The 24,708-nt window shown below is 61.1% G+C and carries 23 protein-coding genes; 19 read left to right on the top strand and 4 right to left on the bottom strand.

The annotated features are described in order from the left end of the window. The first annotated feature begins 25 nt into the window (after positions 1–25). Entirely contained in the window at positions 26–1,357 is a 1,332-nt protein-coding gene (gene fucP, locus QWI20_RS14550) for an L-fucose:H+ symporter permease (RefSeq protein WP_369306094.1), read from the top strand. Next, a complete protein-coding gene (locus QWI20_RS14545) occupies positions 1,354–2,439 on the top strand; it encodes an aldose 1-epimerase family protein (protein WP_369306093.1) in 1,086 nt (361 codons plus the stop codon). Before fucP ends, QWI20_RS14545 begins: the two co-directional genes overlap by 4 nt. A 147-nt stretch (positions 2,440–2,586) precedes the next feature. On the opposite strand, the gene deoR is transcribed toward QWI20_RS14545, so the two are convergent. After that, positions 2,587–3,357 carry a DNA-binding transcriptional repressor DeoR gene (gene deoR, locus QWI20_RS14540; RefSeq protein ID WP_172611587.1) on the bottom strand — a complete coding sequence of 257 codons (771 nt, stop codon included), beginning with the start codon at positions 3,355–3,357 and terminating at the stop codon, positions 2,587–2,589. Positions 3,358–3,487: 130 nt separating this feature from the next. Between deoR and deoC the strand changes: the two genes are divergently transcribed. From deoC to QWI20_RS14520, 4 genes are all read left to right on the top strand, one after another. After that, entirely contained in the window at positions 3,488–4,168 is a 681-nt protein-coding gene (gene deoC / locus QWI20_RS14535) for a deoxyribose-phosphate aldolase (protein ID WP_369306092.1), read from the top strand. 178 nt (positions 4,169–4,346) lie between these two features. Further along, complete coding sequence (locus tag QWI20_RS14530) at positions 4,347–5,300, top strand: alpha/beta hydrolase (RefSeq protein ID WP_369306091.1); 954 nt, start codon at positions 4,347–4,349, stop codon at positions 5,298–5,300. A 66-nt stretch (positions 5,301–5,366) separates the two neighbouring features. Next, on the top strand, positions 5,367–6,206 hold the full coding sequence (locus tag QWI20_RS14525) for an AraC family transcriptional regulator (protein WP_369306090.1): 840 nt from the start codon (positions 5,367–5,369) through the stop codon (positions 6,204–6,206). A 449-nt stretch (positions 6,207–6,655) separates the two neighbouring features. Beyond that, positions 6,656–7,036 carry a cupin domain-containing protein gene (locus QWI20_RS14520; RefSeq protein WP_369306089.1) on the top strand — a complete coding sequence of 127 codons (381 nt, stop codon included), beginning with the start codon at positions 6,656–6,658 and terminating at the stop codon, positions 7,034–7,036. Here the strand turns inward: QWI20_RS14520 and QWI20_RS14515 are convergent, their stop codons facing one another. Next, a complete protein-coding gene (locus QWI20_RS14515; protein ID WP_369306088.1) occupies positions 7,037–7,957 on the bottom strand; it encodes a LysR family transcriptional regulator in 921 nt (306 codons plus the stop codon). It lies immediately after the preceding gene. A 129-nt stretch (positions 7,958–8,086) separates the two neighbouring features. Between QWI20_RS14515 and QWI20_RS14510 the strand changes: the two genes are divergently transcribed. From QWI20_RS14510 to dctM, 8 genes are all read left to right on the top strand, one after another. Beyond that, positions 8,087–8,926 carry a MaoC family dehydratase N-terminal domain-containing protein gene (locus QWI20_RS14510; RefSeq protein WP_369306087.1) on the top strand — a complete coding sequence of 280 codons (840 nt, stop codon included), beginning with the start codon at positions 8,087–8,089 and terminating at the stop codon, positions 8,924–8,926. 63 nt (positions 8,927–8,989) lie between these two features. Next, positions 8,990–10,153, top strand: a complete 1,164-nt coding sequence (locus tag QWI20_RS14505) for an acyl-CoA dehydrogenase family protein (RefSeq protein ID WP_369306086.1) — start codon at positions 8,990–8,992, stop codon at positions 10,151–10,153. A 10-nt stretch (positions 10,154–10,163) separates the two neighbouring features. Beyond that, the gene (locus tag QWI20_RS14500; RefSeq protein ID WP_369306085.1) at positions 10,164–11,513 is read left to right on the top strand and encodes an MmgE/PrpD family protein; all 1,350 of its coding nucleotides are present in this window, start codon (positions 10,164–10,166) and stop codon (positions 11,511–11,513) included. A gap of 129 nt (positions 11,514–11,642) precedes the next feature. Beyond that, positions 11,643–12,842 carry a CaiB/BaiF CoA transferase family protein gene (locus tag QWI20_RS14495; protein ID WP_369306084.1) on the top strand — a complete coding sequence of 400 codons (1,200 nt, stop codon included), beginning with the start codon at positions 11,643–11,645 and terminating at the stop codon, positions 12,840–12,842. Between the two features lie 69 nt (positions 12,843–12,911). Next, entirely contained in the window at positions 12,912–13,736 is an 825-nt protein-coding gene (locus tag QWI20_RS14490; protein WP_369306083.1) for a CoA ester lyase, read from the top strand. A 181-nt stretch (positions 13,737–13,917) separates the two neighbouring features. After that, positions 13,918–14,916: a TRAP transporter substrate-binding protein gene (locus QWI20_RS14485; protein WP_369306082.1), complete on the top strand. Its 999-nt coding sequence runs from the start codon at positions 13,918–13,920 to the stop codon at positions 14,914–14,916. A 120-nt stretch (positions 14,917–15,036) separates the two neighbouring features. Continuing rightward, a complete protein-coding gene (locus QWI20_RS14480; RefSeq protein WP_369306081.1) occupies positions 15,037–15,669 on the top strand; it encodes a TRAP transporter small permease in 633 nt (210 codons plus the stop codon). Next, positions 15,669–16,952, top strand: coding sequence for a C4-dicarboxylate TRAP transporter large permease protein DctM (dctM, locus tag QWI20_RS14475; RefSeq protein WP_369306080.1), 1,284 nt, complete (start codon positions 15,669–15,671; stop codon positions 16,950–16,952). Before QWI20_RS14480 ends, dctM begins: the two co-directional genes overlap by 1 nt. A 1,049-nt stretch (positions 16,953–18,001) precedes the next feature. Here the strand turns inward: dctM and QWI20_RS14470 are convergent. Further along, entirely contained in the window at positions 18,002–18,934 is a 933-nt protein-coding gene (locus tag QWI20_RS14470; RefSeq protein ID WP_369306079.1) for a hypothetical protein, read from the bottom strand. A 343-nt stretch (positions 18,935–19,277) separates the two neighbouring features. Between QWI20_RS14470 and QWI20_RS14465 the strand changes: the two genes are divergently transcribed. From QWI20_RS14465 to QWI20_RS14455, 3 genes are all read left to right on the top strand, one after another. After that, positions 19,278–19,754, top strand: a complete 477-nt coding sequence (locus tag QWI20_RS14465; RefSeq protein WP_192174343.1) for a GNAT family N-acetyltransferase — start codon at positions 19,278–19,280, stop codon at positions 19,752–19,754. Between the two features lie 361 nt (positions 19,755–20,115). Further along, positions 20,116–20,376, top strand: a complete 261-nt coding sequence (locus QWI20_RS14460; protein WP_369306078.1) for a DUF1652 domain-containing protein — start codon at positions 20,116–20,118, stop codon at positions 20,374–20,376. Positions 20,377–20,462: 86 nt separating this feature from the next. Further along, positions 20,463–20,936, top strand: a complete 474-nt coding sequence (locus tag QWI20_RS14455) for a hypothetical protein (RefSeq protein ID WP_369306077.1) — start codon at positions 20,463–20,465, stop codon at positions 20,934–20,936. 11 nt (positions 20,937–20,947) lie between these two features. Here QWI20_RS14455 and QWI20_RS14450 read toward each other — a convergent pair whose 3' ends face one another. Next, positions 20,948–21,262, bottom strand: a complete 315-nt coding sequence (locus QWI20_RS14450; RefSeq protein WP_346626473.1) for a hypothetical protein — start codon at positions 21,260–21,262, stop codon at positions 20,948–20,950. An 888-nt stretch (positions 21,263–22,150) separates the two neighbouring features. Here QWI20_RS14450 and QWI20_RS14445 point away from each other — a divergent pair. Together QWI20_RS14445 and QWI20_RS14440 are read left to right on the top strand one after the other, a co-directional pair. After that, complete coding sequence (locus QWI20_RS14445; RefSeq protein WP_369306076.1) at positions 22,151–23,578, top strand: pyridine nucleotide-disulfide oxidoreductase; 1,428 nt, start codon at positions 22,151–22,153, stop codon at positions 23,576–23,578. A 180-nt stretch (positions 23,579–23,758) separates the two neighbouring features. Continuing rightward, positions 23,759–24,691 carry a ketopantoate reductase family protein gene (locus tag QWI20_RS14440; RefSeq protein WP_369306075.1) on the top strand — a complete coding sequence of 311 codons (933 nt, stop codon included), beginning with the start codon at positions 23,759–23,761 and terminating at the stop codon, positions 24,689–24,691. Positions 24,692–24,708 lie beyond the last annotated feature (17 nt).

Genomic DNA, 24,708 nt, shown 5'->3' with positions numbered 1-24,708 from the left:
TCCCTGTACTTCCCGGAGAACAACAATGACAAAGCCCGCGCTCCAACAATCACCGGACGGGTTCTATCTGAACCGCACGCCGTGGTTCGCCTTCCTCCTGCTGTGCTGCTGCTTCGCGCTGTGGGCAGCGGCCGCGAGCATGAACGACGTGCTCATCGCCCACTTCAAGAAAGCCTTCCTGCTCAGCGATGTGCAGACCTCGTTCGTGCAATCGGCGTTCTACCTCGGTTACTTCTTCGTGGCGATTCCGGCAGCGATGGTCGTCAGACGTTTCAGCTACAAGACCACCATCCTCATCGGCCTGGTGCTGTACATGGCAGGCTGCTCGCTGTTCTTCCCCGCGGCATCGATGGCCAAATACGGCATGTTCCTGATGGCGCTGTTCGTCATCGCCGCCGGCCTGGCCTTCCTCGAAACCGCCTGCAACACCTACTCGACGCTGATGGGCCCCCGTGAAACCGGCACCCGTCGCCTGAACATTTCCCAGACCTTTCACCCGTTCGGCGCGATGACCGGCGTGTACGTCGGCAGCTTCGTGATGTTCAAGGACACCGACGCTACCCGCGAGCAGTTGACGCAGATGAGCGCCTCGGAAGCCGCAGTTCAGCAATTGCAGATGATCCAGTCGACGCTGCTGCCGTATAAATGGATGATCGCAGTGCTGGTGCTGATGTTCGTGCTGATCGCGTTCACCAAGTTCCCGGCGTGCAAGGGCAAGGTCACGGCCAACGTCAAATCGAGCAGCATCGGCCAGAGCCTGTCGCGTCTGTGGCGCAACCCGCGCTTCACCTTCGGCGTGCTGGCGCAGTTTCTGTATGTCGGCGCGCAAGTGGGCGTGTGGAGTTTCACCATTCGCCTGGCGATGCAGATGGGCGGGATGAACGAACGCAGCGCCTCCTGGTTCCTGCTGACCACCTTCGCCGCGTACTTCGTCGGCAAGATGGTCGCCAACCTGCTGATGCGCAAAATGTCCCCGGCCAAGGTGCTGGCGATCTACGGCGTGCTGGCCATCGTGCTGCTAGCCTACACGATTCTGGTGCCGAACATCAGCGCGGTGTATGCGGCCGTGGGTGTGAGTATTTTCCTCGGTCCGTGCTGGCCGACCATTTATGGCTTGACCATCGACGGTCTGGGTGAGGACACCGGGGTCGGCGGTTCGCTGCTGGTGATGAGTATTGTGGGCGGCGGCGTGATGCCGATCTTCCAGGGTCTGCTCTCCGACGCCACCGGCGGAAACATGCAGATCGCCTACACCGTGCCACTGCTGTGCTTTGTGGCGATCGTCGCTTATGCCATTAAATGCATGCGTGATCCGCTGCCGGCCCAGGCACCGGCTGGTGCGGTGACGGCATCATGAGGGGCACCGAAAAGCGCACCACGGTTTCCCTGTACCCGGAGCTGTTCAGCGGCGATGAAAAGACGCTGCTTGAATCCGCGGACTTTCGCGTGCTGGCCTGGACCTATCCCAGCGGCGTGAAAGCCCTGGCGCTGGAGAACGATCGCGGCCGGGTCGTTGTGCTGCCTTATCAGGGGCAAATGGTCTGGTCAGCGGTGTTCGATGGCTGCGACCTGACCATGCGCAACATGTTCGAGCAGCCACGCCCGAGCCCGACGGTGATCGGCACCTACGGCTGCTTCATGTTCCACAGCGGGATTTTGCGCAACGGCTGCCCGACGCCGGAAGACGATCATCGGTTGCACGGCGAAATGCCCTGCGCGCCGATGGACAGTGCCTGGCTGGAAGTCGGCGAGGACGCGGGCGGCGCGTTTCTGCGCATCGGCGGCGAGTACGAATACGTGATGGGCTTTGGCGACCACTATAGCGCCAGGCCCAGCGTGACCTTGCGGCCGGGTTCGGCGCTGTTCGACATCGGCATGGACGTGCGCAACCTGGCCGGCAAGCCGATGGAGCTGATGTACATGGCGCACATGAATTACGCCTACGTCGACGGCGGACGTTTCGTCGAGCCATTGGGCATGGCGCGCACGCGGGTTCGCAGCAGCGTGCCGGCTCACGTCAAGCCGACGCCGGCGTGGTCGTCGTACATGGCCGAGCTGACGGAAGACCCTTCGCGGCTGGAAAGCCTGAACACGCCTGAGTTGTACGACCCGGAGATCGTCTGCTTCTTCGAGGGCGTCCACGCGGATGGTCAGGGCAATGCGCATTTTCTGCTCAAGCACCCGGAAGGCCCGGCGTTCTATACGCGGTATCAGCCGGTGCAGTTCGATCATGCGGCGCGCTGGATCCTGCACAACGCTGATCAGCAGGTGGCCGCATTTGTGCTGCCGGCGACCTGTGAGCCCGAGGGGTATCTGGCGGAAAAGGCCAAAGGGAATGTGCGCCAGTTGAGCGCAGGGGAGAGCGCGTCGTTCAGCGTGACGACGGGGTATCTGGGGGCTGAAGAGGTGCAGAAGCTGGAAGGGGATTTGAAACGCTGAAGGCCTCTTCGCGAGCAAGGTGGAGCGCCACCCCGGTCGCTCCCACAAATGTTGTATCCGACGCGGGAATCCGGCTGTACGCGACACCCTGTGGGAGCGAGCTTGCTCGCGAATTCGGTATTCCAGGCGACGCGAATTCAGGACTGATCAAACCACCCAACGCGCCCCATACCCCTCAATCAGATCCCGATACGCTTTCGGCAGCTTCTTGTCGCTCACCACCACATGGAAGTCCTGCAATGTCGCGAAATGCGCCGTGCGCACGGCATCGAACTTGGAATGATCGGCCAGCAACATACAGTGCCGGGCTTGCCGCAGAACCTTCTGCTTCACCTCCACTTCGTTGAAGTTGAAGCAGGTCACGCCCAGCTCGTCGCTGACCCCGGCCGCTGACACGAACGCCCAGGTCAGGCGGATGCCGTCCAGAATGGTCGCTTCGCTGTGGTGCTCGAACACCTGATTCTTGCGGTGAAAGGTGCCGCCGCACAGCACGATGGAGCAGTTGGGCTTCTGCTGCAGCTTGAGCAGGACGTTGAGTGAATTGCACACGGCGGTGAATTCCAGCTCGTCCGGGATGAAGTCGATGACGAAAGGGATCGTCGTGCCGCAGTCGAAAAACACCGTGTCGCCGGGTTGAATGAATGCGGCGGCGAGCTTGCCGACCCGGCGCTTTTCCTCGACGTGGCGGGTGCCTTGCTCGGTGACCTTGTAATCACTGGCCTCGGACGGATCAAACGCCAGGGTGATATGCCCACCCAACAGGTGGAATTTGTCGGGGTGCCGGGTCAGATCGCGACGCAGGGTCATCTCCGAAACGTCCAGCAGGGCGGCCATTTCCTTCAGGTGAATGGCCTTCTGATCTTGCAGGGCTTGCTGGATCAGCTTGATACGGTCGGATTTTTTACTGTCCACGGGCATTCCGATTGTCGAATGGATATGGTAAAAAAATAACATTCATTGTTATATTTACAACATAAAATGATGCGCTCAGGCATGAAGCTTAAAGCGTGTCGCTGGTTACCGCCTTACTATCAGGAAACGATTGGCCATGAAGATCGAACCCGCAGCACTCGCCCAGTACATCGACCACACCTTGCTGGCCGCCGACGCCAGCCGCGAGCAGATCGCAACCCTGTGCCGCGAAGCGCAGGAGCACGGATTCTATTCGGTGTGCGTGAATTCTGGCCAGGTGCCCTATGCCGCTTCCATGCTGGAAGGCCAGGCCGTCAAGGTCTGCGCCGTGGTCGGTTTCCCGCTGGGCGCCGGGCTGAGCGACACCAAGGCTTTCGAGGCGAAGCAGGCCATCGCGGCTGGCGCGGGCGAGATCGACATGGTCCTGAACATCGGCGGGTTGAAGGACGGCCTGTTTGACGAGGTGCGCGACGACATCGCTGCCGTCAAAGATGCCTGTGGCGCGGTGCCGCTGAAGGTGATCTTCGAAACCTGCCTGCTGGACGATGCGCAGAAAACCCGCGCCGCCGAGATCTGCCGTGACCTTAACGTGGCTTTCGTCAAGACCTCCACCGGCTTCAGCCGCAGCGGCGCGACCCTGGAAGACGTCGCCCTGATGCGTAAAGTCGTGGGCCAGAGTGTTGGCGTGAAAGCCTCCGGCGGCGTGCGTGATTATGCGACGGCGGTGGCGATGATCGAAGCGGGCGCTACGCGGCTGGGGACCAGCTCCGGGATCGCGATCGTCAGTGGTGCGGCGGCGTCGGGCTCGGGTTACTGATCCTGCTAGGTGGGGCGGGGCCGGGCGCTGAGCATCGCAGGTCACCGTCCCTGATGTGGGCGGGCCTTTCGACAGAATGCCTTTCGACAGAAGCCTTTCGCCTAAAAGAGCAGGACCCACACCGCCAATGAATGGCAAACTGCCGGTGCATTCACTTCTGCACCGGACACCTTTCTCAATGCGAACATTCTCCCTGTCGCGGCTCAAGGCCCGCTGGTTTTTCTGGCTGTGCATGGTGCTGATCGTCGTCGGTCTGCCGGTCGGTTGCGCGGCGTTGCAGCATAAGGAGCGTGAGCTGGTCTTCATGATCGAGCCCGGCACGGCGAGCTGGTACCACGGCCTGCCGTCCGATGTGCAAGAGCTTGAGCTGAAGGGGCCATCGTTCGGCCTCGGGCAGAACGTTCATGCCTGGTGGTGGCCTTCGGAGAAGAAGGACGCACCGGCCATTCTTTATCTGCATGGCTCGCGCTGGAACCTCACCGGCCAGTTGTTCCGCATCGAACAACTGCGCGCCCTGGGCTTTTCCATCCTCGCCATCGACTACCGCGGTTTTGGCCAGAGCAAGGGCCAGTTGCCGTCGGAAGCGTCGGTCTATGAAGACGCGCGCATCGCCTGGGAGCGCTTGAAGCAGATTCAACCCGACCCGCAAAAGCGCCTGATCTACGGGCATTCGCTGGGGGGCGCAGTGGCCGTCGATCTGGCCGCCGAACTGGGCCGGGATGCGCAAAAAGGTGATGAGCCCATTCAGGCGCGGGGGCTGATCATCGAATCGACCTTCACCAACCTCGCCGACGTCGCGTCTTCCGTCGCCAGCAAACGCACCTCGTTGCCGGTGCGCTGGCTGGTCTCGCAGAAATTCGACTCCATCGACAAGATCGCCGACGTGCATATGCCGGTGCTGATCGTGCATGGCACGGCGGATCAGTTCGTCGCGCCGCAGTTCAGCGAAGCGCTGTTCGACGCGGCGCAGGCGCCGAAGAACCTGCTGATGGTGCCGGGCGGCAACCACAACAACAGCATGAATCTCGGGCGCGAAGCGTACAGCCAGGCGATTCAGAATTTGCTCAACGAGAAGCCTGCGCCGGTGCATGCGTCCAATGCATCGGCGGCGCTGCTCAAGCAGCCCGGTTAGCTTTTTTCACGACGGCGGCCGGTGTCCTCTCAAAGCACCTGCCGTCCACTGCCGCGAGCGCTGCCGATGGACTCACATGCAGACGAAGACGCCCACCTCACTCATTCCGCACAGGACTGGGTGCTGCGTGCCGCGCCGCTGCCGCAGATCGAGCGGATCGAGGCGTTTTTCCATGGCCACGGTTTTGAGATGCACCGCCACGACACCTACGCCATCGGCCACACGATGTCGGGGGTGCAGAGCTTTCAGTACGGCAAGGAACGGGTCAACAACCTGCCGGGGCAGACGATGGTGTTGCATCCCGACGAAGCCCATGATGGCCATGCCGGGACCGAAGACGGTTTTCGCTACCGGATGTTCTATCTGGAACCGGCGATGATTCAGCAGGTGCTCGGCGGCAAGCCGCTGCCGTTCATCAAGGGTGGAACGTCGAATGATCCGCGCCTGTTCAGGGCGACGCAGGCGCTGCTGTCCGATCTGAATAACGCGCTGGACCCTCTGGAACTGGACGACGCGATCTACGACCTCGCCATCGCCCTGCAAGGGGCCGCCGGTGTGCGCAAGGGCCGCCAGAGCGTCAACTACGCCGGCGCGCAACGTGCGCGGGAAATGCTCATGGCCAGTCTGGAGCAGGGCGTGAGCCTCACTGATCTGGAACAGGCCAGCGACACCGATCGTTGGCGCCTGTCGCGGGATTTCCGCGTGCTGTTCGGCACCACGCCCTATCGCTACCTGACCCTGCGCCGGCTGGACCTGGTGCGGCATTCGATAGCGTTGGGGGTTTCGCTGAGCGACGCATCGGTGATGGCGGGGTTCTCCGACCAGAGCCACATGACACGGCATTTCGTGAAGACCTTCGGCTATCCGCCGGGGCGGTGGTTGAAGATGTTGCGAGCAGGCGCATAGCGGATCGAACGCCCTTGGTGGGACTGGCCTTGGCTGGGAAGGCTGTACACCTTGTGGGACCGGGTACCTCCTGACACCCTGCGTTATAGGACTGGCTTTAGCCGGGAAAGCGTCAGTTGCAACTCCGCAGAATGGATGGCGTACACACCGGCCTATTCCCGGCTAAAGCCGGTCCCACTATGAGTGCGCGGTGTTTCATTGGGACCGGCTTCAGCCGGGAAGGCGTCAGGCGTCGCGCCGCAAAATGGATGGCGTCCATGAGGGCCTCTTCCCGGCTGAAGCCGGTCCCACTATAAGTGCGCGGTGTTTCAGTGGGACTGGCTTTAGCCGGGAAGGCGTCAGGTGAAGCACCGCAACACCAACCCACCCGCCACCGTGCAATAACGTACAAGACCCCACCCACCCCGCGCTCTAGATTGGCCCGACATCAACCCTTCGGAGCCGCCCTCGTGTCCACGTCCAAAACCCAACACACCCCCATCAATTTCGCCCAGAAATACAGCCTGTTCACCGAGCAGTGGCAGCCTAAAGTCATCGCGCAGATGAACGACTACCAGTTCAAGCTGGCGCGGCTGGAAGGGGAGTTTCTCTGGCACAGCCACGCTGACACCGACGAAACCTTCATCGTGATCGAAGGCTGCTTGCGCATCGATTTTCGCGACGGTTTCGTCGAGCTAAATGCGGGCGAGTTGTACGTAGTCCCTAAGGGCGTCGAGCACAAACCTTACGCCGAGAAGGAAGTGAAACTGATGCTGATTGAGCCTAGCGGCGTGATCAACACCGGTGACAACACCAACGAGCGCACCGCGCAAAACGACGTCTGGATCTGATTACGCTTTGGACGTCGCGGGCTCGGTTTCAGCTTCGGGCGCAGGCAACAACACCGAAATCAACGCCCTGACCACCCCCGGCAGGGCGTCCAGTTCGCGGACCAAAATGCTCCGTTCGCGCACCGCCCAGGGTTCGTCGAGCTCGATGGTCACCAGCTCCATCGTCCGGCTGTGCCGCGACGCCGCCGACTCCGGGATGACCCCGATGCCCACCCCGGCTTCCACCATCCGGCAGATGGCTTCGAAGCTAGACACCTGAATCCGCAACGACAGGCTCTGCCCCAGCCGCTCAACGTGATCGCGCAGGAAACTCAGCAGCGTGCTGCCTTCGTGCAGGCCGGTGTGCTGGAACGCCAGGGTCTGCTTGAACGTGACTTTTTTCTCGGCCGCCAGCTCATGGCCCACCGGCACGATGAGTACCAGCCGGTCGGTGCTGAAGTGGATGACCTGCAAACCCGCGGCTTCCACCGGCCCGGCGATGATGCCCATGTCGGTGCTGCCGTCGAGCACGCCGCGCACGATGTCTCGGGACAGGCGCTCTTGCAGATCCACCGTGACGCCGGGCCGTTTCGCCAGAAACCCGGCCAGCACTTCAGGCAGAAACTCGGTGACGGCGGTGGTGTTGGCGAAGATGCGAATGTGCCCGGCCGAATCAGTCCCGTACTGGGTGAACTCGCTTTTCAGGTAATCCACCTGGCTCATGATCAGTCGCGCGTGTTTGAGCAGGCGCTGACCGGCGGGGGTCAGTTCGACGCCACGGCTGTCGCGGTACAGCAGGCGCGTGCCGAGTTGGCCTTCCAGCGCCTTGATCCGCGCACTGGCAGCTGCTGGAGAGAGAAACGCCCGGCGCGCGCCCTGGGTCAGGCTCGGTGATTCGCCGATGTGAATGAAGAGGCGCAAGTCAGCCAGGTCGAAATGCATGGTAGGTGTCCGGACGTTGCATAAGGCGTTCAGCATACCCGAACGCCGCTATACGCAAATGCAAATTCACAGAATGCCGGCGCACTTCCATGATCGGGCCATAACAACAAACCCAGAGGGTTGCCGCCCATGAGCGCTGCAGAGTCATCCGTGAATTTTACGGACTGGATTGGCCGCACCGAACAAGCCCAGGATCATCTGAGCGTCAACCTGATCAAGCGCATCGCAGCCACCTTTGGCGAGCCCACGCCCGCTGTGGGTGATCCACTGCCGCCGCTGTGGCAATGGTGTTTTTTCCAGGAGCCGGTGTTCGAAACGCAACTCGGCGGTGACGGCCACCCGGTCCGTGGCGGCTTTCTGCCCCCTGCGGACAATCGCAACCGCATGTGGGCCGGTGGCCGCGTCGAGTTCATTCAGCCGCTGAAAGTCGGCGCCGATGCCCATCGCCTGTCGACCATTCTGCACATCGAGGAAAAGCACGGCCGCACCGGCTCGCTGCTGTTCGTGACGGTGCACCACGATTACTCGCAACACGGCGAGCTGTGCGTGCGTGATGAGCAGGACATCGTTTACCGCGAGCCCAATCCGCCAAAGCTCAACAGCGGTGACGCGCCAGAGCAGGGCGAGTGGAGCGAGGTCATCGAGCCGACGCCGACCCTGTTGTTCCGCTATTCGGCCGTGACCTTCAACGGCCACCGCATTCACTACGACTATCCCTACGTCACCGGCACCGAAGGCTATTCCGGCCTGGTCGTGCACGGGCCGATGATCGCCACCTTCAACCTGCGCGCATTCATTCGCGCCAACCCCGACAAGCGCGTGCGGCATTTCGCCTATCGCGGCGTGCGCCCGTTGAACGTGCCTGCTGCCTTCCGCGTCGGCGGACGAATCGTTGAACCGGGCAAGGCGCAGCTGTGGGCCGGCAATGCTGCCGGCGTCGCCCAGAGCGCCGAAGTCGTTTTTGACTGAATCCTTCCTTTACACAGCCAGGCGCGCCGATCCCATGGCCGCCGGCCGATGCGAGTGGACACCATGAATCCCTACGAAAACGAAGACCTCAATGCCATCCGTGACGGCGTGCGCGCGCTGTGTGCGCAGTTTCCGGCCGAGTACTGGCGCAAGATCGATGAACAGAAAGGTTTCCCGGAAGCCTTCGTCAAAGCGCTGACCGATGAAGGCTGGCTGTCGGCGATGATCCCCGAAGAATATGGCGGCTCCGGTCTGGGCCTGGCGGAAGCCTCGGTGATACTCGAAGAAGTGAACGCCTGCGGCGGCAATTCCGGCACCGTGCACGGCCAGATGTACAACATGTTCACCCTGTTGCGTCACGGCAGCGACGCGCAGAAAAGCTATTACTTGCCCAAGCTCGCCAGCGGCGAACTGCGCCTGCAATCCATGGGCGTGACCGAACCGAGCACCGGCACCGACACCACCAAGATCAAAACCACGGCGGTGAAGCAGGGCGACAAGTACGTGATCAACGGCCAGAAGGTCTGGATCTCCCGCGTGCAGCATTCCGATTTGATGATCCTCCTGGCGCGCACCACGCCGCTGGCGGAAGTGACGAAAAAGTCCGAAGGCATGTCGATCTTCCTCGTCGACCTGCGGGATGCCATCGGCAACGGCCTGACCGTTCAGCCCATCGCCAACATGGTCAACCACGAAACCAACGAACTGTTCTTCGACAACCTCGAACTGCCCGCCGACAGTTTGATCGGCGAGGAAGGCAAGGGCTTCCGCTACATCCTCGACGGCCTCAACGCCGAGCGCACATTGATCGCCGCCGAGTGCATTGGCGACGGCCGCTGGTTCATTGAAAAGTCCGCCGCTTATGCCCGTGATCGCGTGGTGTTCGGCCGCCCGATCGGTCAGAACCAGGGCGTGCAGTTTCCCATCGCCGAGGCGCACATCGAAATCGAAGCGGCCGACCTGATGCGCTGGCGTGCCTGCGAGGAATACGACAGCGGCAAGAACGCCGGTGCCAGCGCCAACATGGCCAAATACCTCGCGGCAAAAGCCTCATGGGAAGCGGCCAATGCGTGCCTGCAAACCCATGGTGGTTTTGGCTTCGCCTGCGAGTACGACGTGGAGCGCAAATTCCGCGAAACCCGTCTGTATCAGGTGGCGCCGATCTCCACCAACCTGATTCTTTCCTACGTTGCCGAGCACCTGCTCGACCTGCCACGCAGCTTCTGAGGACGCCGAAATGAGCCATACCCAGGCATTGGCGGGTTTCCTCGCCGAGCTGACCTACGAGCAGATTCCCGGCGTCGTGCTGGACCGCACCGAAGACCTGTTCCTCGACTGGATCGGCTCGGCGCTGGCCAGCCAGGGCGCGCGGCCGATTCCGCTGTTCGAGCGCTACGCCGAACGCATGGGCCCGCGAGAGGGCAAGGCGAAGATTCTGGTCAGCGGTCGCGGCACCTCCGCGTACTTCGCCGCGCTGGTCAACGGGGCGTCTTCGCACCTGGTCGAGCAGGACGATCTGCACAACAGTTCGGTGCTGCACCCCGCGACCGTGGTGTTCTCGGCTGTGCTCGCAGCGGCCCAGGACCTCGGCAAGACCGGGCAGGATGTATTGCTGGCGTCGGTCGCCGGTTATGAAGCCGGCATCCGCATCGGCGAATTCATGGGCCGCTCCCACTACCGCATCTTCCACACCACCGCGACGGTTGGCACCCTCGCTGCTGCGGTCGGCGTCGGCAAGCTGCTGAACTTCGACAAAGAGCAGTTCATCAACCTGCTGGGCACGGCGGGCACCCAGGCCGCCGGGCTGTGGGAGTTTCTGCGTGACGCGGCGGATTCCAAACAGCTGCACACCGCCAAGGCCGCCGCCGATGGTCTGCTGGCGGCGTACCTCACCGAAGACGGCCTGACCGGCGCGCGGAATATTCTCGAAGGCGATCAGGGCATGGCCGCAGGGATGTCCAGGGACAGCGATCCCGCCAAGCTGTCCGACCGTTTGGGCAGCCGATGGGCGTTGATCGAGACCTCGTTCAAGTTTCACGCGTCGTGCCGCCACACCCATCCGGCGGCCGATGCCTTGCTGCACCTGATGCAGCGCGAAGGCCTGCGCCATGACCAGATCGCCAAGGTGGTCACGCGGGTTCATCAGGGCGCCATCGATGTGCTCGGCCGGGTCGATGTGCCGCAGACCGTGCACCAGGCCAAGTTTTCCATGGGCGCGGTGCTCGGGCTGATCGCGGTTCACGGCAGTGCGCAGTTGATCGAGTTCCGCGACCTGGCCCTGACCGATGCCGACGTCGCTGCTTTCCGCGAAAAAGTCACGATGGAGCTGGACCCGGAGGTCGATGGCGCCTATCCCGCGCGCTGGCTGGGTCGGGTGATCGTGACCACCACCGATGGCCGCACCATCAACGCCGGCATCGATGAGCCGAAAGGCGACCCGGGCAACACCCTGTCGCGGCCTGAGCTGGAGGACAAGGTTCAGCGCCTGCTGGCGTTCTCCGGCGCACGCACGGTGGAGCAGGGCACGGCATTGATCCAGCGGGTCTGGCAACTGCGCGATGCGCAGGATTTGGTCACTTTGATCTAGGGCGAACGCCAACCCTTGTAGGAGTGAGCTTGCTCGCGATTGCAGTGTGTCAGCCCCATCAGCCCTGACTGACAAAATGCTATCGCGAGCAAGCTCACTCCTACAGGGGATTTGAAGAGGTTTACGAACATGACTCAACAACCCCCGCGTCCTCTGGACGGCATCACCGTCGTCAGTCTTGAGCACGCCATCGCGGCGCCGTTCTGCACACGCCAACTGGCGGATCTGGGCGCCCGCGTGATCAAGATCGAGCGCCCCGGTGTCGGCGATTTCGCCCGTGGCTACGACCAGCGCGTCGACGGCCTGGCCTCGCATTTCGTCTGGACCAATCGCTCCAAGGAAAGCCTGACCCTGGACCTCAAGCAGGGGGAGGCCGGCGACATTCTTGAGTCGCTGCTCGCCAAGGCCGACGTGCTGGTGCAGAACCTGGCGCCCGGCGCCGCTGCTCGCATGGGGCTGTCATTCGAAGCGTTGCACGCGCGTTTTCCGCGACTGATCGTCTGTGACATTTCCGGCTACGGCGAAGGCGGGCCCTATGAGAAGAAAAAGGCCTACGACCTGTTGATTCAGAGCGAAGGCGGCTTCCTGTCGGTCACCGGTGGCCCCGGCGAAAACGGGATGGCCAAGGCCGGTTGCTCCATCGCCGACATCGCTGCCGGCATGTACGCCTACACCGGGATTCTGTCGGCGCTGATGCTGCGGGACAAAACCGGGGAAGGCAGCCGCATCGACGTCAGCATGCTCGAAAGTCTGGTGGAGTGGATGGGCTACCCGATGTATTACGCCTACAACGGCGCGCCGCCACCGCCCCGGGCCGGTGCGTCCCACTCGACGATCTATCCTTACGGGCCGTTTCCCACGGGCGGGGGCGGCACGATCATGCTGGGCCTGCAGAACGAACGCGAATGGGCGCTGTTCTGCGAGAAGGTCCTGCTCGATCCGGCGCTGGCCACCGACGAACGCTTTTCGGCGAACTTCAAACGCTCGGAAAACCGTGAGGTTCTGCGGCAGATCATCGTCGACGGCTTCGCCTCATTGAGCGTCGATGACGTGGTTGCCCGTCTGGAAGACGCGCAGATCGCCAACGCCCGGGTCAACGACATGCAAGGCGTCTGGGACCATCCGCAGCTCAAGGCCCGTGACCGCTGGCGCGAAGTCGACAGCCCGTCCGGCCCGCTGCCGTCGCTGCTGCCGCCGGGCCACAACACTGCATTTACGCCGCGCATGGACGGGGTGCCGGGCCTGGGTCAGCACACCGGCAGCATCCTCGACGAGCTGGGATTTTCGGCGCAAGACCAGACGCGGATGGCGGCGGGCGGAGTGGTCTAGCGCCTGTTTCTGCAAAAGGCTCTTTTGCGCGGCGCACCCCTTCCCACAGGACACTCTCAGGACACCGACATGGCCCACACCCTCATCCGCTCCGCTCTGTTCGTCCCCGGCAGCCGCCCCGATCGTTTTGCCAAAGCCCTGGCGGCCGGCGCCGATGCGGTGATCGTCGATTTTGAAGACGCTGTCGAAGAACCCCTCAAGCGGCAGGCGCGGGACAATCTCGCGGCCTTCCTGAACGACAACCCCCAGGCCTGCGTATGGGTGCGCGTGAATGCGCCGGCTCATGCCGAACATACCGATGACTTGGTGTTTTGCCGGCAGCACGCGGGCGTCGCCGGGGTGCTGCTGCCGAAAGTCGAAAGCGCCGCTCACGTCGGGGCGGTCTGGCAGACCGGCAAACCGGTCCTGCCGATCATTGAGAGCGCCAAAGGCCTGCTGGCCCTGGAGCAGATCGCCCATGCCGAGGGGGTCGAGCGTTTGTCGTTTGGCGGGCTCGACCTGGCGCTGGACCTGAACCTCAACAGCGGCACCCACGCCGCGCAGATGTTTCTCGATCAGGCGCGGATGTCGGTGCAACTGCATTCTCGGGGTGCTGACCTGTTGCCACCGCTGGACGGCGTGCACCCGGCCATCGGTGACCCTCAAGGCCTTCACCGCGCCATTCGCCACGCCTACGACATGGGTTACGGCGGCGCGCTGTGCATCCATCCCGCCCAGGTGCCGGTGATTCATGCGGCCTTGACCCCCAGCGCTGATGACCTGAAATGGGCGCAGAAGGTGATCAAGGCCAGCGCGGCGGCCAAGGGTGCAGGTGCGTTTCAGCTGGAAGGGCAGATGGTCGACGCGCCGGTGCTGCTCAGGGCTCAACGGTTGCTGGCGCTGGCGGCAGGGTGAATCCCATCGCCGCCGGCGATCGGTTTAACGCCTCATCGCGTTCATCAACCCCGAACGCCGGCTTACACAAATGCTGATTCTCTAAACACCGGGGCTTCGTCATGGTGGAGTTGAACTACGCTAATGCGCTCTACCTGCTCCCGCCAACATAAGCTCCTACAAAAATAAGAAGGTGATATCAATGTTGAAGCTGACCAAAGCGCTTTTCTGCGCGGCCGCGGTGTCTGTGGCCGGCCTTGCACAGGCCGCTGACCCGATCACGATCAAGTTCGCCCACGTGGTGGCGGAAAACACGCCGAAGGGGCAGGGCGCGCTGCTTTTCCAGAAGATGGTCGCCGCCGACCCGGCCTTGAAAGACAAGGTCAAAGTCGAGGTCTATCCCAACTCTTCGCTGTTCGGCGATGGCAAGGAAATGGAAGCCCTGTTGCTCGGCGACGTGCAGATGCTGGCGCCCTCCCTGGCAAAATTCGAGCAGTACACCAAGAAAGTGCAGATCTTCGACCTGCCGTTCCTGTTCAACGACCTCGCCGCCGTCGACCGCTTCCAGCAGGGCCCTCAAGGCAAAGCGTTGCTGACCGCAATGGACGACAAGGGCATTCATGGCCTGGCCTATTGGCACAACGGCCTCAAGCAACTGTCCGCCAACAAAAAGCTGGTTGAACCTAAAGATGCCCGTGGCCTGAAATTCCGCGTTCAAGCCTCCAGCGTGCTCGAGGCCCAATTCGTCGCCCTGCACGCCAACCCGCGCAAGATGAGCTTCGCCGAGGTCTATCAGGGCCTGCAGACCGGCACGGTCAACGGCACCGAAAATACTTGGTCGAACTACGAAAGCCAGAAGGTCAACGAGGTGCAGCCGTTCTTCACCGAGTCCAACCATGGCCTGATCGACTACATGGTGATCACCAATTCCAAGTTCTGGAACGGCCTGCCGGCGGACGTGCGCGACGAACTGCAAAAGATCATGGATCAGGTCACCGTCGAGGTGAACAAGCAGGCCGAGGCGCTGAACCAGACCGCCAAGCAGAAAATCATCGATTCCAAAACCAGCGAAATCGTGACGCTCACCCCCGAGCAGCGCGCCAAATGGCGTGACGTCATGAAGCCGGTCTGGGACAAATTCTCCGAAGAAATCGGTGCCGACCTGATCAAGGCCGCCGACGATTCGAACAAGGCGCCTTGAGCCCTTCCTTCGCTTTTTGATACAGACCGTGACGGCCCGGCGGCCACCCGATCATCGGGTGGTCTCCCTGCCCGGCCATCGCCATGCCTGGCTACATCGGGCTTCGTTCGGAGACTGCTTATGCACCCGCTGACGCGACTCTGGGAGCATCTGGAGGAGGGCATCATTGCCTTCCTGCTGGCTGCCATGACCCTCGTGACGTTCGTCTACGTGGCGTTGAATAACATCTACACCCTTTTTTATTCCCTCAGCGATCAATGGGCGGTAAGCAGTGACTTTTTCGCCGCCATCGGCGACCACCTGATGGGCTACGCCCAGAGCATGACCTGGAGCGTGGCGCTGACCAAAGCGCTGTTTGGCTGGTTGATCTTCTTCGGGATTTCCTACGGCGTGCGCACGGCGGGCCACCTGGGGGTCGACGCGCTGGTCAAGAAAACCAGCAAGCCGGTCCAGCGAATCCTCGCCATGCTGGCCTGCGCCTGCTGCCTGGCGTACGCCGGTCTGTTCCTCGTTGCCAGCTACAAATGGGTGGCAGCGCTGTTCATGGCCGGCATCGGTGCCGAGGATCTCGATCGGTTCGGCATCAAAGTCGCCTACATCGCGGTCATCGTGCCGATCGGCTTTGCTCTGGTGATTGCGCGTTATCTGGAAATTCTCTACCGCATCTGGACGCACCGGCAGACCGGTCTGGGTCTGGCCGACGAAGCGGCTGAAGCGAGCAAACTCGCCAACCCTGCCGAGGAGCAGCACTGATGACCGTTATCTGCCTGTTCCTGCTGCTGTTCGTTTTCATGTTTCTGGGCGTGCCCATCGCCATTTCCCTGGGCTTGTCCGGCGCCGTTTCGATCCTGCTGTTCAGCCCGGACTCGTTGAGTTCGCTGGCGATCAAACTGTTCGAAACCTCTGACAGCTACACCTTTCTGGCGATCCCGTTCTTCCTCTTGTCCGGCGCCTTCATGACCACCGGCGGGGTCGCGCAGCGGCTGATCGACTTCGCCAACGCCTGCGTCGGCCACATTCGTGGTGGCCTGGCGATCGCGGCGGTGCTGGCGTGCATGCTGTTCGCGGCGTTGTCCGGTTCATCCCCTGCCACCGTTGCAGCCGTGGGTTCCATAGCCGTTGCCGGCATGGTCCGCTCCGGTTATCCGAAGGAGTTCGGCGCCGGGATCATCTGCAACGCCGGTACGCTGGGCATTCTGATTCCGCCTTCCATCGTGATGGTGGTGTACGCCGCCGCGACGGAAACCTCGGTCGGCAAGCTGTTTATTGCCGGTGTGATCCCCGGCATCCTGTTGGGTCTGGCGCTGATGGTGGTGATCTACATCGTCGCCCGGGTCAAGAAACTCCCTGCCCAGCCACGGGTGACCTTTCGCCAATGGCTGCACACGGCGCAACGGGCGTTCTGGGGCCTGATGCTGCTGGTCATCATTCTGGGCGGGATCTACAGCGGCATGTTCACCCCGACCGAAGCGGCGGCGGTGGCGGCGGTGTATTCGGCGTTCATCGCGCTGTTCGTCTACAAGGACATGAGTTTCAAGGACTGCCCGAAAGTGCTGCTGGAATCCGGCCGGCTGTCGATCATGCTGATGTTCATCATCGCCAACGCCATGCTGTTCGCCCACGTCCTGACGACGGAGCAGATTCCGCAGCAGATTACGGCCTGGGTCATCTCCGAAGGCCTGACTCCGATCGGCTTCCTGATCATGGTGAACATTGTGTTGTTGGTCGCGGGCAGCTTCATGGAGCCGTCGGCCATCATCCTGATCCTCGCGCCGATCTTCTTCCCGATCGCGATGAAGCTCGGCATTGACCCGATTCATCTGGGCATCGTCATGGTGGTCAATATGGAGATCGGACTGGTCCACCCTCCGGTGGGGCTCAACCTGTTTGTGACGTCCGCGGTGACCGGTCTGACGTTGGGCGAGACCATTCGCGCGGCGTTGCCATGGCTGTCGATCCTGCTGGTATTTCTGTTGCTGGTGACGTACGTGCCATACGTTTCGCTGGCGCTGCCGAACTGGTTGGGGATGCCATGATCGATGGCGTGGCTGAATGCGCTTAAGATCAAGATCACAAGCGTCTGCCTAGGGGCAGACGTTTCGCCTTCGGCGACTTACTTTTGAAAAGCACCAAAAGTAAGCAAAAGTGCCTGCTCTCGGTTTGGCCCGACTTCGTCGGGTTCCCTCACTCCGACGACGCTCCGTCGGCCCGCGCCGAACGGACATCCATGTCCTAGCGGCGCTCTCGCGGCATCCATGCCGCTCGGCCGACTCCGCGTCGTCTGCGTTCGGCCTGCACCCAAGTCGCGATTTGTGTCGTCTGGGCTTTTTGTGTATGAAGATCAAGATCAACAGCAGATCACGATCATGGGCAGATCAAGGGAGATCAAACGCTGAGGACTTGTAGGAGTGAGCTTGCTCGCGAAGGGGTCGGTACATTCACCGGATTTCTGGTGTTTGGAATACAGCATTCGCGAGCAAGCTCGCTCCCACATGTAGGGGGCGATCAGCAAAATTGTTGGCGCCTGCGCTGGCCTCTTCCCGGCTAAAGCCGGTCCCACTAAAAGCAACGCGCGCAGTCAGTGGGATCGGCGCTGATTGTAGGACCGGCTTCAGCCGGGAAGCTCTTGATCTGCTTAAACGCGCTTTTGATCTTCGTACGCAGAAAGTCCAGACACCGCCAATCGCGACTTGGGTGCAGGCTGAACGGAGGTCTCGCGGAGTGGGTCGAGACGCATGGATGCGGCGAGAGCGCCGTCAGGACATGGATGTCCGTTCGGCGCGGGCCCACGGAGCGGGACCGGAGTGAAGGAACCCTGACGAAGGAAGGGCCCAACCAGGAGCAGGCACTTTTGCTTACTTTTGGTGCTTTTTAAAAGTAAGTCGCCGAAGGCGAAACCATCTGCCCCCAGGCAGATGCTTTACCAACTTTGGGCCAGACGAAAAAAATCCGCGCTGCCTCGGGGAGAACAGCGCGGATTTGATCAATCACTCAATCAATGCACAAACAGTGCAATCAAAATAATGATCGGGATTGGGATGCCGAGGAACCACAGAAGTAGTGAACGCATGATGACTCTCCTTAATCAGCGAATGCTGGAAGTAGTGGAATAAGCACGGGTTTCGACATACGTCACCGCATCACGACGACGACCACCCCAGATAGCGGCAAGGCTTGCCACGAACGCACCGCACAGCAGCGAAACGAATGTCCACAGCGCAGCCGTTGCAGCGGCCTTCGCGGCAGCATCAGCAGCCTGTTGAGCTTTCAGCTTGGCATCGGCAACAGCTTGCTTGGCCTGACCGTAAACCTGATCAACACGCGCCTGGGCATCGGCCTGACTCAAGTTGGTACGCTGAGCGACCAGCTGTGCCAGATAGGTACGGTCTTCCGGAGCCAGCTGACCATCGTTGGCCATCGTCTTGGTGAAGATACGCACCACCACGCCGTGGGCAGCATCATCGCTGACGGCAGCAGGACGATCATCGCGGAACAGCGAATCGATGTAGTAACCGTATTGGTCACTGCTGGTATTGCCCGCTGCAGAACCGGCTGCAGTGGCGGCAGTACCTGCAACACCGGCAACCGTGGTAGCGCCGGCTTTCACGCCGCTGCCGACGATGCCGCTGACCGAACCGACGATCAACACGGCAGCGACCAGCGTAGCGACAGCCCACGACAGGAAGCCGTGTGCGGTGTCACGGAAGTAGACTTCGTCACCGTGCATGTTGGCCCATTTGACGCGCAGACGACCTGCGAGATAACCGCCAAGACCGGATGCCACGATCTGCGTCAGCGCAAGCCAGACGACGGTCGAGATACCGATGGCCTTGGCGCTCGCGCCTTCGTTGGCCCAGGGCGACATCGCCGAGAAACCAAGACCCGACCCCAGCAGAACCAGGATGAGGGACAACGCGGCGGCACCCGCGGCGCCAGCAAATATGGCGCCCCAGGACACGCCCGAGACCGAGGAGGATTCTTCTACAGCGGCAGGATAAGAATCAGGTGAGACGTTCATTGTGCTGCTCCGTGCGAATGATGTTGTGCTTCTCCCCATTGCGGTGCACTGCCTGTGCCAGCTGCGGATTCGAATAAAACCTGATTAAAAACAATGATCTGTAAATTCCGTCATCCACAGAGGCCGTGCAAAATGCATGAACGTCGCAAAAGAGCGGATGCGTTCTGCCCGGTGACGGGATTCCCATGGCTGTCAGAGGTTTGCGACAATCTTCTGCGACTGATTCCGTCAACGCGCAACATTCCGGCACATTTATGCCTGGATGGTGTCTTATAACGTCAGCTCCGCAGGTTGACAGCTATAGTCCGCCCACGGCTCCTGTTTCTTCGAGAGGTAACCCAGCATGTTTGTCCATCGCCCCCTGGAAGAAAAAGACGTCCCTTTCATCTGCGACATGCCCCAGAGCATTGACGAGCTCTTTTATATGTTTCCGAAGGCGGTATTCCCGCTGACACCGGAGCAGCTCAATGAATCCATCGCGCAGCGCTCGGACAACACCGTCATCGAGCTGGACGGCCAAGTGGTGGGATTCGCCAATTTCTCCCGCTACGACTTCAGAGGCCGCTGCTCCATGGGCAACGTCATCATCGACCCGCGCTTTCGCTCCAAGGGCGTTGGCCGCTACATGATTGGCTGCATGATGGAACTGGCGTTCGGCAAACATGAAGCGGCGGAACTGACCGCTTCCTGCTTCAACCATAACGTTCCCGGATTGCTCTTCTACCCCAAGCTGGGATTCAAACCCTTTGCCATTGAAGAGCGCCAGGACAAAAAGGGCGCTCGCGTTGCCCTTATTCATCTCAAGTTGCCACGCAGCTAACCACCCGAAGCGTAAATGACGTCACTCGTCGGGCACTCAACCTGTGCCCGACGAGCGGGGAGGCACATGTGATCCGCACGGTTGTGCGGATTCATCTGCCTATTCCCTCAATTAACGTGTTCATGCGGCGCGTTCTGTTCCAGTGAATCGATTTTTCTGACACAACCTTACTTCCGGCATACCTACGTGTGGTCGGGGAGGTCGTTTGCTTCACTCTGGGGCGCGGCGTATAACTTGGATATCCCTGTTTGCCGAATGGCAGGCGGGGCACGGGATACATTTCCACCTTCGGGGAAATGGTGACTTATAGTCAGGCGAGTGGCTGAACGCATCACCCAGTCCTGCCTGTGGAGGATTGACGATGATTGCCTGTACGCTGTCTAACCTTGAACTGCGCAGCATTATAGAAAGCGCGTTTCTGCCCCTTCGATGCAACTGCACCGTGCTTGAGGATGTGATGACGGTTGAAGTCATCGACCCCGCTACCGAGCATGTCGATTTGTTCATTTCCAATATTGCCCTGGACTCACTTGATAACAGTCACGCCTTGTGCGTGCTGATTCGAGATCTTCAGGCCGAGCTCGAACGGGCCAGGCATTACCCCCACGCATTGGCGGGGTGAGCGCGGGGCTCTAGCAATAATCGCCATTGGGCCTTATGTTGGTCTGTATCGGCCCAAAGCGGCCAGGCGGGATATTGAGGATTTGCATGGCGAACGGGCAACCCGAGATCGAGGCATTAAAACAGCAGGAACGAACGGCGCCCTTGCGCCGTCGTCGCAAGATCGTGGTCGGCGTCGGCTGTCTGCTGGGCATTGTCGTGGTGGGCGCGGCGACGATCGTTACGATGCTGGAGCGCCTGGAAACGCGTAATGCCAGCTTTCGGCCGCCCATGACATCGCTGGAGAGGGAACAGCTCCTGCCGCCGGAGCCGGTGCTGGAGGTGAAACCTCAGGTTGAAGGGCTGCGCTACGGCGATGCCATTTTGCCGGCGACCCATTCTCCGAGCGCCGATTCCGTCAGGCCTGAAGAAACGGCAACGTCGCCAGCGGCGCTGCTCTTCAGCTCACCACCACTGACTCCTGCACCGCTGAGCCCCTCAGCGCTGGGTGCTTCAGAGACTCGATCCAGCAAACCGCTGGGCATCGCTCAGGCCATTCACGTGCACAACGGCCAGCCATAGTCCAACCTTTCTCAATGCATCCGGCGACGGTGCTCGTTTTCGAAGAGCAGTTTGAACTGCTCTTCGCCGTTGTCTTGAACCGCATAGTGTTCTCGCACAGGCCCTGCTTCCACGCGTCCATCCATCGCAACGCGAATGATCGCTGACTTGTGCAAATAATCCGGCACGTCGCCGATGATCGTCAGCTCGCGCAGGCTGTGACCGTCATGCTCAATGGTGGCCAGTCGCACCCGGCAGGTGGCCTGCATGGGGATAGGGCCAAACAGCGTATCCCGCGAATAATCAATTTCGGCAATGCTGGACCGACGGGTTTTATCAGCATTCATCAGGGTCACCTCTCTGTCCGTGGAAAGTGCTCAGCATGACAATGGAGGCATGCGAGGGCGGAATAGTTCTCATCGCCGATCACGATAATTCTCCATTCATCGGATACGCCAGAGAGTGCCTCTGCTCTCCAGGGGGAAGTAAATGTAGTTGAAGATGAAAAACTTCTGACGTCAATAAACGCTGCAAGACGTCCCCAGTGATGGGTAGCTGCAACTAAGGATGACGCTTACGCACAATGACTTATTGCGAATAAGAGCACTTATCCATTGGCGACCTGAGTTTTGCAGCGAAATTGCCGGGCCTTCCTATTTTATAAATACATGGGGCGCTGACAGGGCGACGTAATAATGGCGTCATATTTATTGATCTCTTTTAAAACAATGAGTTAGGTATCAAACAAGGCTCGTATAGCGTTTTCTCAAAAAATTGACACTTCATCTGATCCCTGCAAACATCACGTTACGTTTTCAACTTAGATAACCCGCGCTTAGTGCAAGCGCCCGATACTTCTCGTTTCAGAATTATTCCCTTCAGACGCGCAATGAGTTGGCGGTAGCGTCCCTCTAAGAAACCTGACGAAGGGCAGCCTGACAGGTGGCGACCGGCTGGCTCATAAAACGAGCTGCTGCCCCGAAAGTGGCGTGCCAGAGCCTGCGCCAATCGACCGACCTCGCGGCGATCATCCGACCCTTTATCACCACCGACGTGATGCAAATCACTGCGGTAGTCGTGTCTGCCAGAAGTGCAGTAGTTCAGTAATTGCTCATTTATTTATCAACTTGAAAGTCCAGACATCGCTTCAGCGGTAGCGGTTGAACGCGCACGCAAGTGCGGCGGTTTATAACGCACGTGGCGATACGGTAACGAACCAGCGTGGAGTGACAGTTATGCAAGGAGATCTGGAAACCGTTTGCGGTTGCGTAGTAGGAGGTGCCGGACCTGCGGGGATGGGACTGCTTTTCAACGCATTGAAAAGTGGCGCCATGCCAGAACTGGCCAAGGAAGGTTTAATCATTGTCGACGCCAGTCCCACGCCGGGCACGGGTCGCTTGGGCGATTACCGGATCACCGCCAACTCAGTGGGCGATGTGTTCCTTGATTGTCTGCGCGACCCGGCGTTGCGTGATGTATTCGAACCTCTCGAGCATTCGCCCGCCTACTGGCGCATCCGTCGTCAGGCGCAAAGCGCGCCGCAGTTGGCGGACGTCGCTGAACTGCTGGCGGAAGCTTCGAAGCTGGTGCTCGACTTTATTGTCGAGCGCTACGGCGTGAAGCTATGGAGCAGCACGACGATCACCGAGATCGTGCGCGAAGGTGACGAGTATCAAGTGTGGGTCGAATCCGAAGGCCGCAGTCGGCGTATTCGCAGCCGCGCCGTCGTTCTCAATCTGGGCGGCTGGCAGGACCCGCAGCATCTGCTCGACAGCCTGGCGGATCAAGGCCTCGCGGTGCCACCTTCCGCGCGGATCGAGAGCGCCGACGCACTGCTGAGAATGAACGCCGTGCAGTTGCGCCATCTTTTTGCGACGACGCTGGCGGCCAAGGGCCGTGTGTGCGTCGTGGGTGGCTCCCATAGCGCGTTCTCGGTGCTGGAAAACCTGGCCGACGCGCTGGAGTTCGCCGGCCTGGAGGAGGTGACGCTGGTCCACCGTTCGCCGATCCGCCTGTTTTACGAAACTGCCCAGGCCGCGCTGGACGCCGGCTATGCCTTCGATGCGGCCAGGGATGTCTGCCCGGTTTCGGGTCGGGTCAACCGCTCGGGCGGTTTGCGCTACCGGGCGCTGGACGTGGGCCGTGAAGCCCTGTCCAAAGGCCAGATCGGCAAGACCGGCGTCCGCGTGCAGTTGCTGCAGACCCATCAGGGCTCGGCCGATCAGTTCGAGCGCGCCCGTCAGGCGCTGGCGGAAGCCGACATTGTCGTGCAGTGCACCGGTTATCAGCCGGTACTGCCGGCATTGAGGCATGCCGGGGGCAAGGCCATCACGCTGATGGAGGTCAAGGGCGGACTGGATTCCGACCCGTCGGGCTGTCCGCTGGATGCCAGCGGTCAGCGCCTGCACGGCCTTCACCTGTTCGGTCTGGGGGCAGGGCTGGGGGTTGATCCGCGATTGGGCAGCGAGGCGTCGTTTGATGGCCGCATCTACGGCGTCTGGCAGTTCCATCACGACGCCAGCGGCGTGGTGATCGACTCGGTCCTGACCCGCTTGCAGACCCCGGCCGTGCAGCCCATCCCTGCGGCGCCACGGCTGGTGTCCAGTCGCAGCGAAGAACGCCTGCCATTCCTTTGGCCGGTGCTGGTCAACGCGCAGTCCTGATGCTCCTTGCAACACCCGAATCCCGGCGCTCCTTTGGTTAGGCAGCCCGGGATTTTTTTTGCCCGTGACCCCGTCGCGCAAACTAGATGTTGGCCGCCATATAAGCAATTCGCCAGAGTCCGGCCGCTGATCTATTCTGCTTGCCTGACCCTCGACGTTGCATCGAACAGGAACTGACCAATGCGTATTTTGATGGTGGGCGCGGGTGCGATCGGTGGCTATTTCGGTGGCCGATTGCTGGACGCCGGGCGAGACGTGACGTTTCTGGTGCGCGAAGGACGGGCGCAGGAACTGGAGCGTGACGGGCTGATCGTGCGCAGCCCGCTGGGTAACATCGAATACCCCTCGCCGCCGCAGGTCATGGCGGCGATGCTGGACACGCCATTCGACCTGATCGTCCTCAGCTGCAAGGCCTACGACCTTGACACCGCCATGGAGTCCTTCGCGCCAGCGGTCGGACCGGAGACGTTGATCCTGCCGCTGCTCAATGGCATGGCGCATCTGGATCGCCTTGCCGAGCGGTTCTCCCCCGCCAACGTGCTCGGCGGCCAATGCCTGATCTCGCTGGATCGTGATGCCTCGGGCGCCATCCTTCACTTGAACGAGACTAACCAGCTCTCGTTTGGCGAACGGGACGGTGGACTGACCCCGCGCATTCAGCAGGTCGCCGAGGCGCTGGGCAATGCAGGGTTCGACGCGATTCTGAGTGAGCAGATTACTCAGGAGATGTGGGAAAAATGGTGCTTCATCGCGACCGGGGCCGGCATTACCGGATCGATGCGCGCGAGCATCGGCGACGTGGTCGCCAGTGGCGGGGAAGGGCTGATTCTGACGCTGCTGGATGAGTGCGCCCAAGTGGCAGAGCACGCCGGGCACCCGCTGCGCAGTGAAGTCCGCCAACGCTTCGAGAACATGCTGACCACCCCCGGCTCGAAGATGACCGCCTCGATGCTCAGGGACATCGAGCGCGGCGCGCCGATTGAAGTGGAGCATGTGTTCGGTGAGCTGATTGCCCGGCGGCCAGGCGCCGACAGGTCACCTCAAGATTCACTGTCGGCACTCGATTACGTGTCTCTGCACCTGCGCGCGTACGAGGCGCGGCGCCTCGCGTGACAGCTCAGGGAGCAGGT

This window comes from Pseudomonas sp. W2-17 (assembly GCF_041060445.1).
Classification (GTDB): domain Bacteria; phylum Pseudomonadota; class Gammaproteobacteria; order Pseudomonadales; family Pseudomonadaceae; genus Aquipseudomonas.
This window is presented reverse-complemented; position numbering and strand designations above follow the sequence as displayed.

Coding starts and splice junctions, on each gene's coding strand:
- fucP (WP_369306094.1), top strand. CDS start 26: ATGACAAAGCCCGCGCTCCAACAATCACCGGACGGGTTCTATCTGAAC.
- QWI20_RS14545 (WP_369306093.1), top strand. CDS start 1,354: ATGAGGGGCACCGAAAAGCGCACCACGGTTTCCCTGTACCCGGAGCTG.
- deoR (WP_172611587.1), bottom strand. CDS start 3,357: ATGCCCGTGGACAGTAAAAAATCCGACCGTATCAAGCTGATCCAGCAA.
- deoC (WP_369306092.1), top strand. CDS start 3,488: ATGAAGATCGAACCCGCAGCACTCGCCCAGTACATCGACCACACCTTG.
- QWI20_RS14530 (WP_369306091.1), top strand. CDS start 4,347: ATGCGAACATTCTCCCTGTCGCGGCTCAAGGCCCGCTGGTTTTTCTGG.
- QWI20_RS14525 (WP_369306090.1), top strand. CDS start 5,367: ATGGACTCACATGCAGACGAAGACGCCCACCTCACTCATTCCGCACAG.
- QWI20_RS14515 (WP_369306088.1), bottom strand. CDS start 7,957: ATGCATTTCGACCTGGCTGACTTGCGCCTCTTCATTCACATCGGCGAA.
- QWI20_RS14510 (WP_369306087.1), top strand. CDS start 8,087: ATGAGCGCTGCAGAGTCATCCGTGAATTTTACGGACTGGATTGGCCGC.
- QWI20_RS14505 (WP_369306086.1), top strand. CDS start 8,990: ATGAATCCCTACGAAAACGAAGACCTCAATGCCATCCGTGACGGCGTG.
- QWI20_RS14500 (WP_369306085.1), top strand. CDS start 10,164: ATGAGCCATACCCAGGCATTGGCGGGTTTCCTCGCCGAGCTGACCTAC.
- QWI20_RS14495 (WP_369306084.1), top strand. CDS start 11,643: ATGACTCAACAACCCCCGCGTCCTCTGGACGGCATCACCGTCGTCAGT.
- QWI20_RS14490 (WP_369306083.1), top strand. CDS start 12,912: ATGGCCCACACCCTCATCCGCTCCGCTCTGTTCGTCCCCGGCAGCCGC.
- QWI20_RS14485 (WP_369306082.1), top strand. CDS start 13,918: ATGTTGAAGCTGACCAAAGCGCTTTTCTGCGCGGCCGCGGTGTCTGTG.
- QWI20_RS14480 (WP_369306081.1), top strand. CDS start 15,037: ATGCACCCGCTGACGCGACTCTGGGAGCATCTGGAGGAGGGCATCATT.
- dctM (WP_369306080.1), top strand. CDS start 15,669: ATGACCGTTATCTGCCTGTTCCTGCTGCTGTTCGTTTTCATGTTTCTG.
- QWI20_RS14470 (WP_369306079.1), bottom strand. CDS start 18,934: ATGAACGTCTCACCTGATTCTTATCCTGCCGCTGTAGAAGAATCCTCC.
- QWI20_RS14465 (WP_192174343.1), top strand. CDS start 19,278: ATGTTTGTCCATCGCCCCCTGGAAGAAAAAGACGTCCCTTTCATCTGC.
- QWI20_RS14460 (WP_369306078.1), top strand. CDS start 20,116: ATGATTGCCTGTACGCTGTCTAACCTTGAACTGCGCAGCATTATAGAA.
- QWI20_RS14455 (WP_369306077.1), top strand. CDS start 20,463: ATGGCGAACGGGCAACCCGAGATCGAGGCATTAAAACAGCAGGAACGA.
- QWI20_RS14450 (WP_346626473.1), bottom strand. CDS start 21,262: ATGAATGCTGATAAAACCCGTCGGTCCAGCATTGCCGAAATTGATTAT.
- QWI20_RS14445 (WP_369306076.1), top strand. CDS start 22,151: ATGCAAGGAGATCTGGAAACCGTTTGCGGTTGCGTAGTAGGAGGTGCC.
- QWI20_RS14440 (WP_369306075.1), top strand. CDS start 23,759: ATGCGTATTTTGATGGTGGGCGCGGGTGCGATCGGTGGCTATTTCGGT.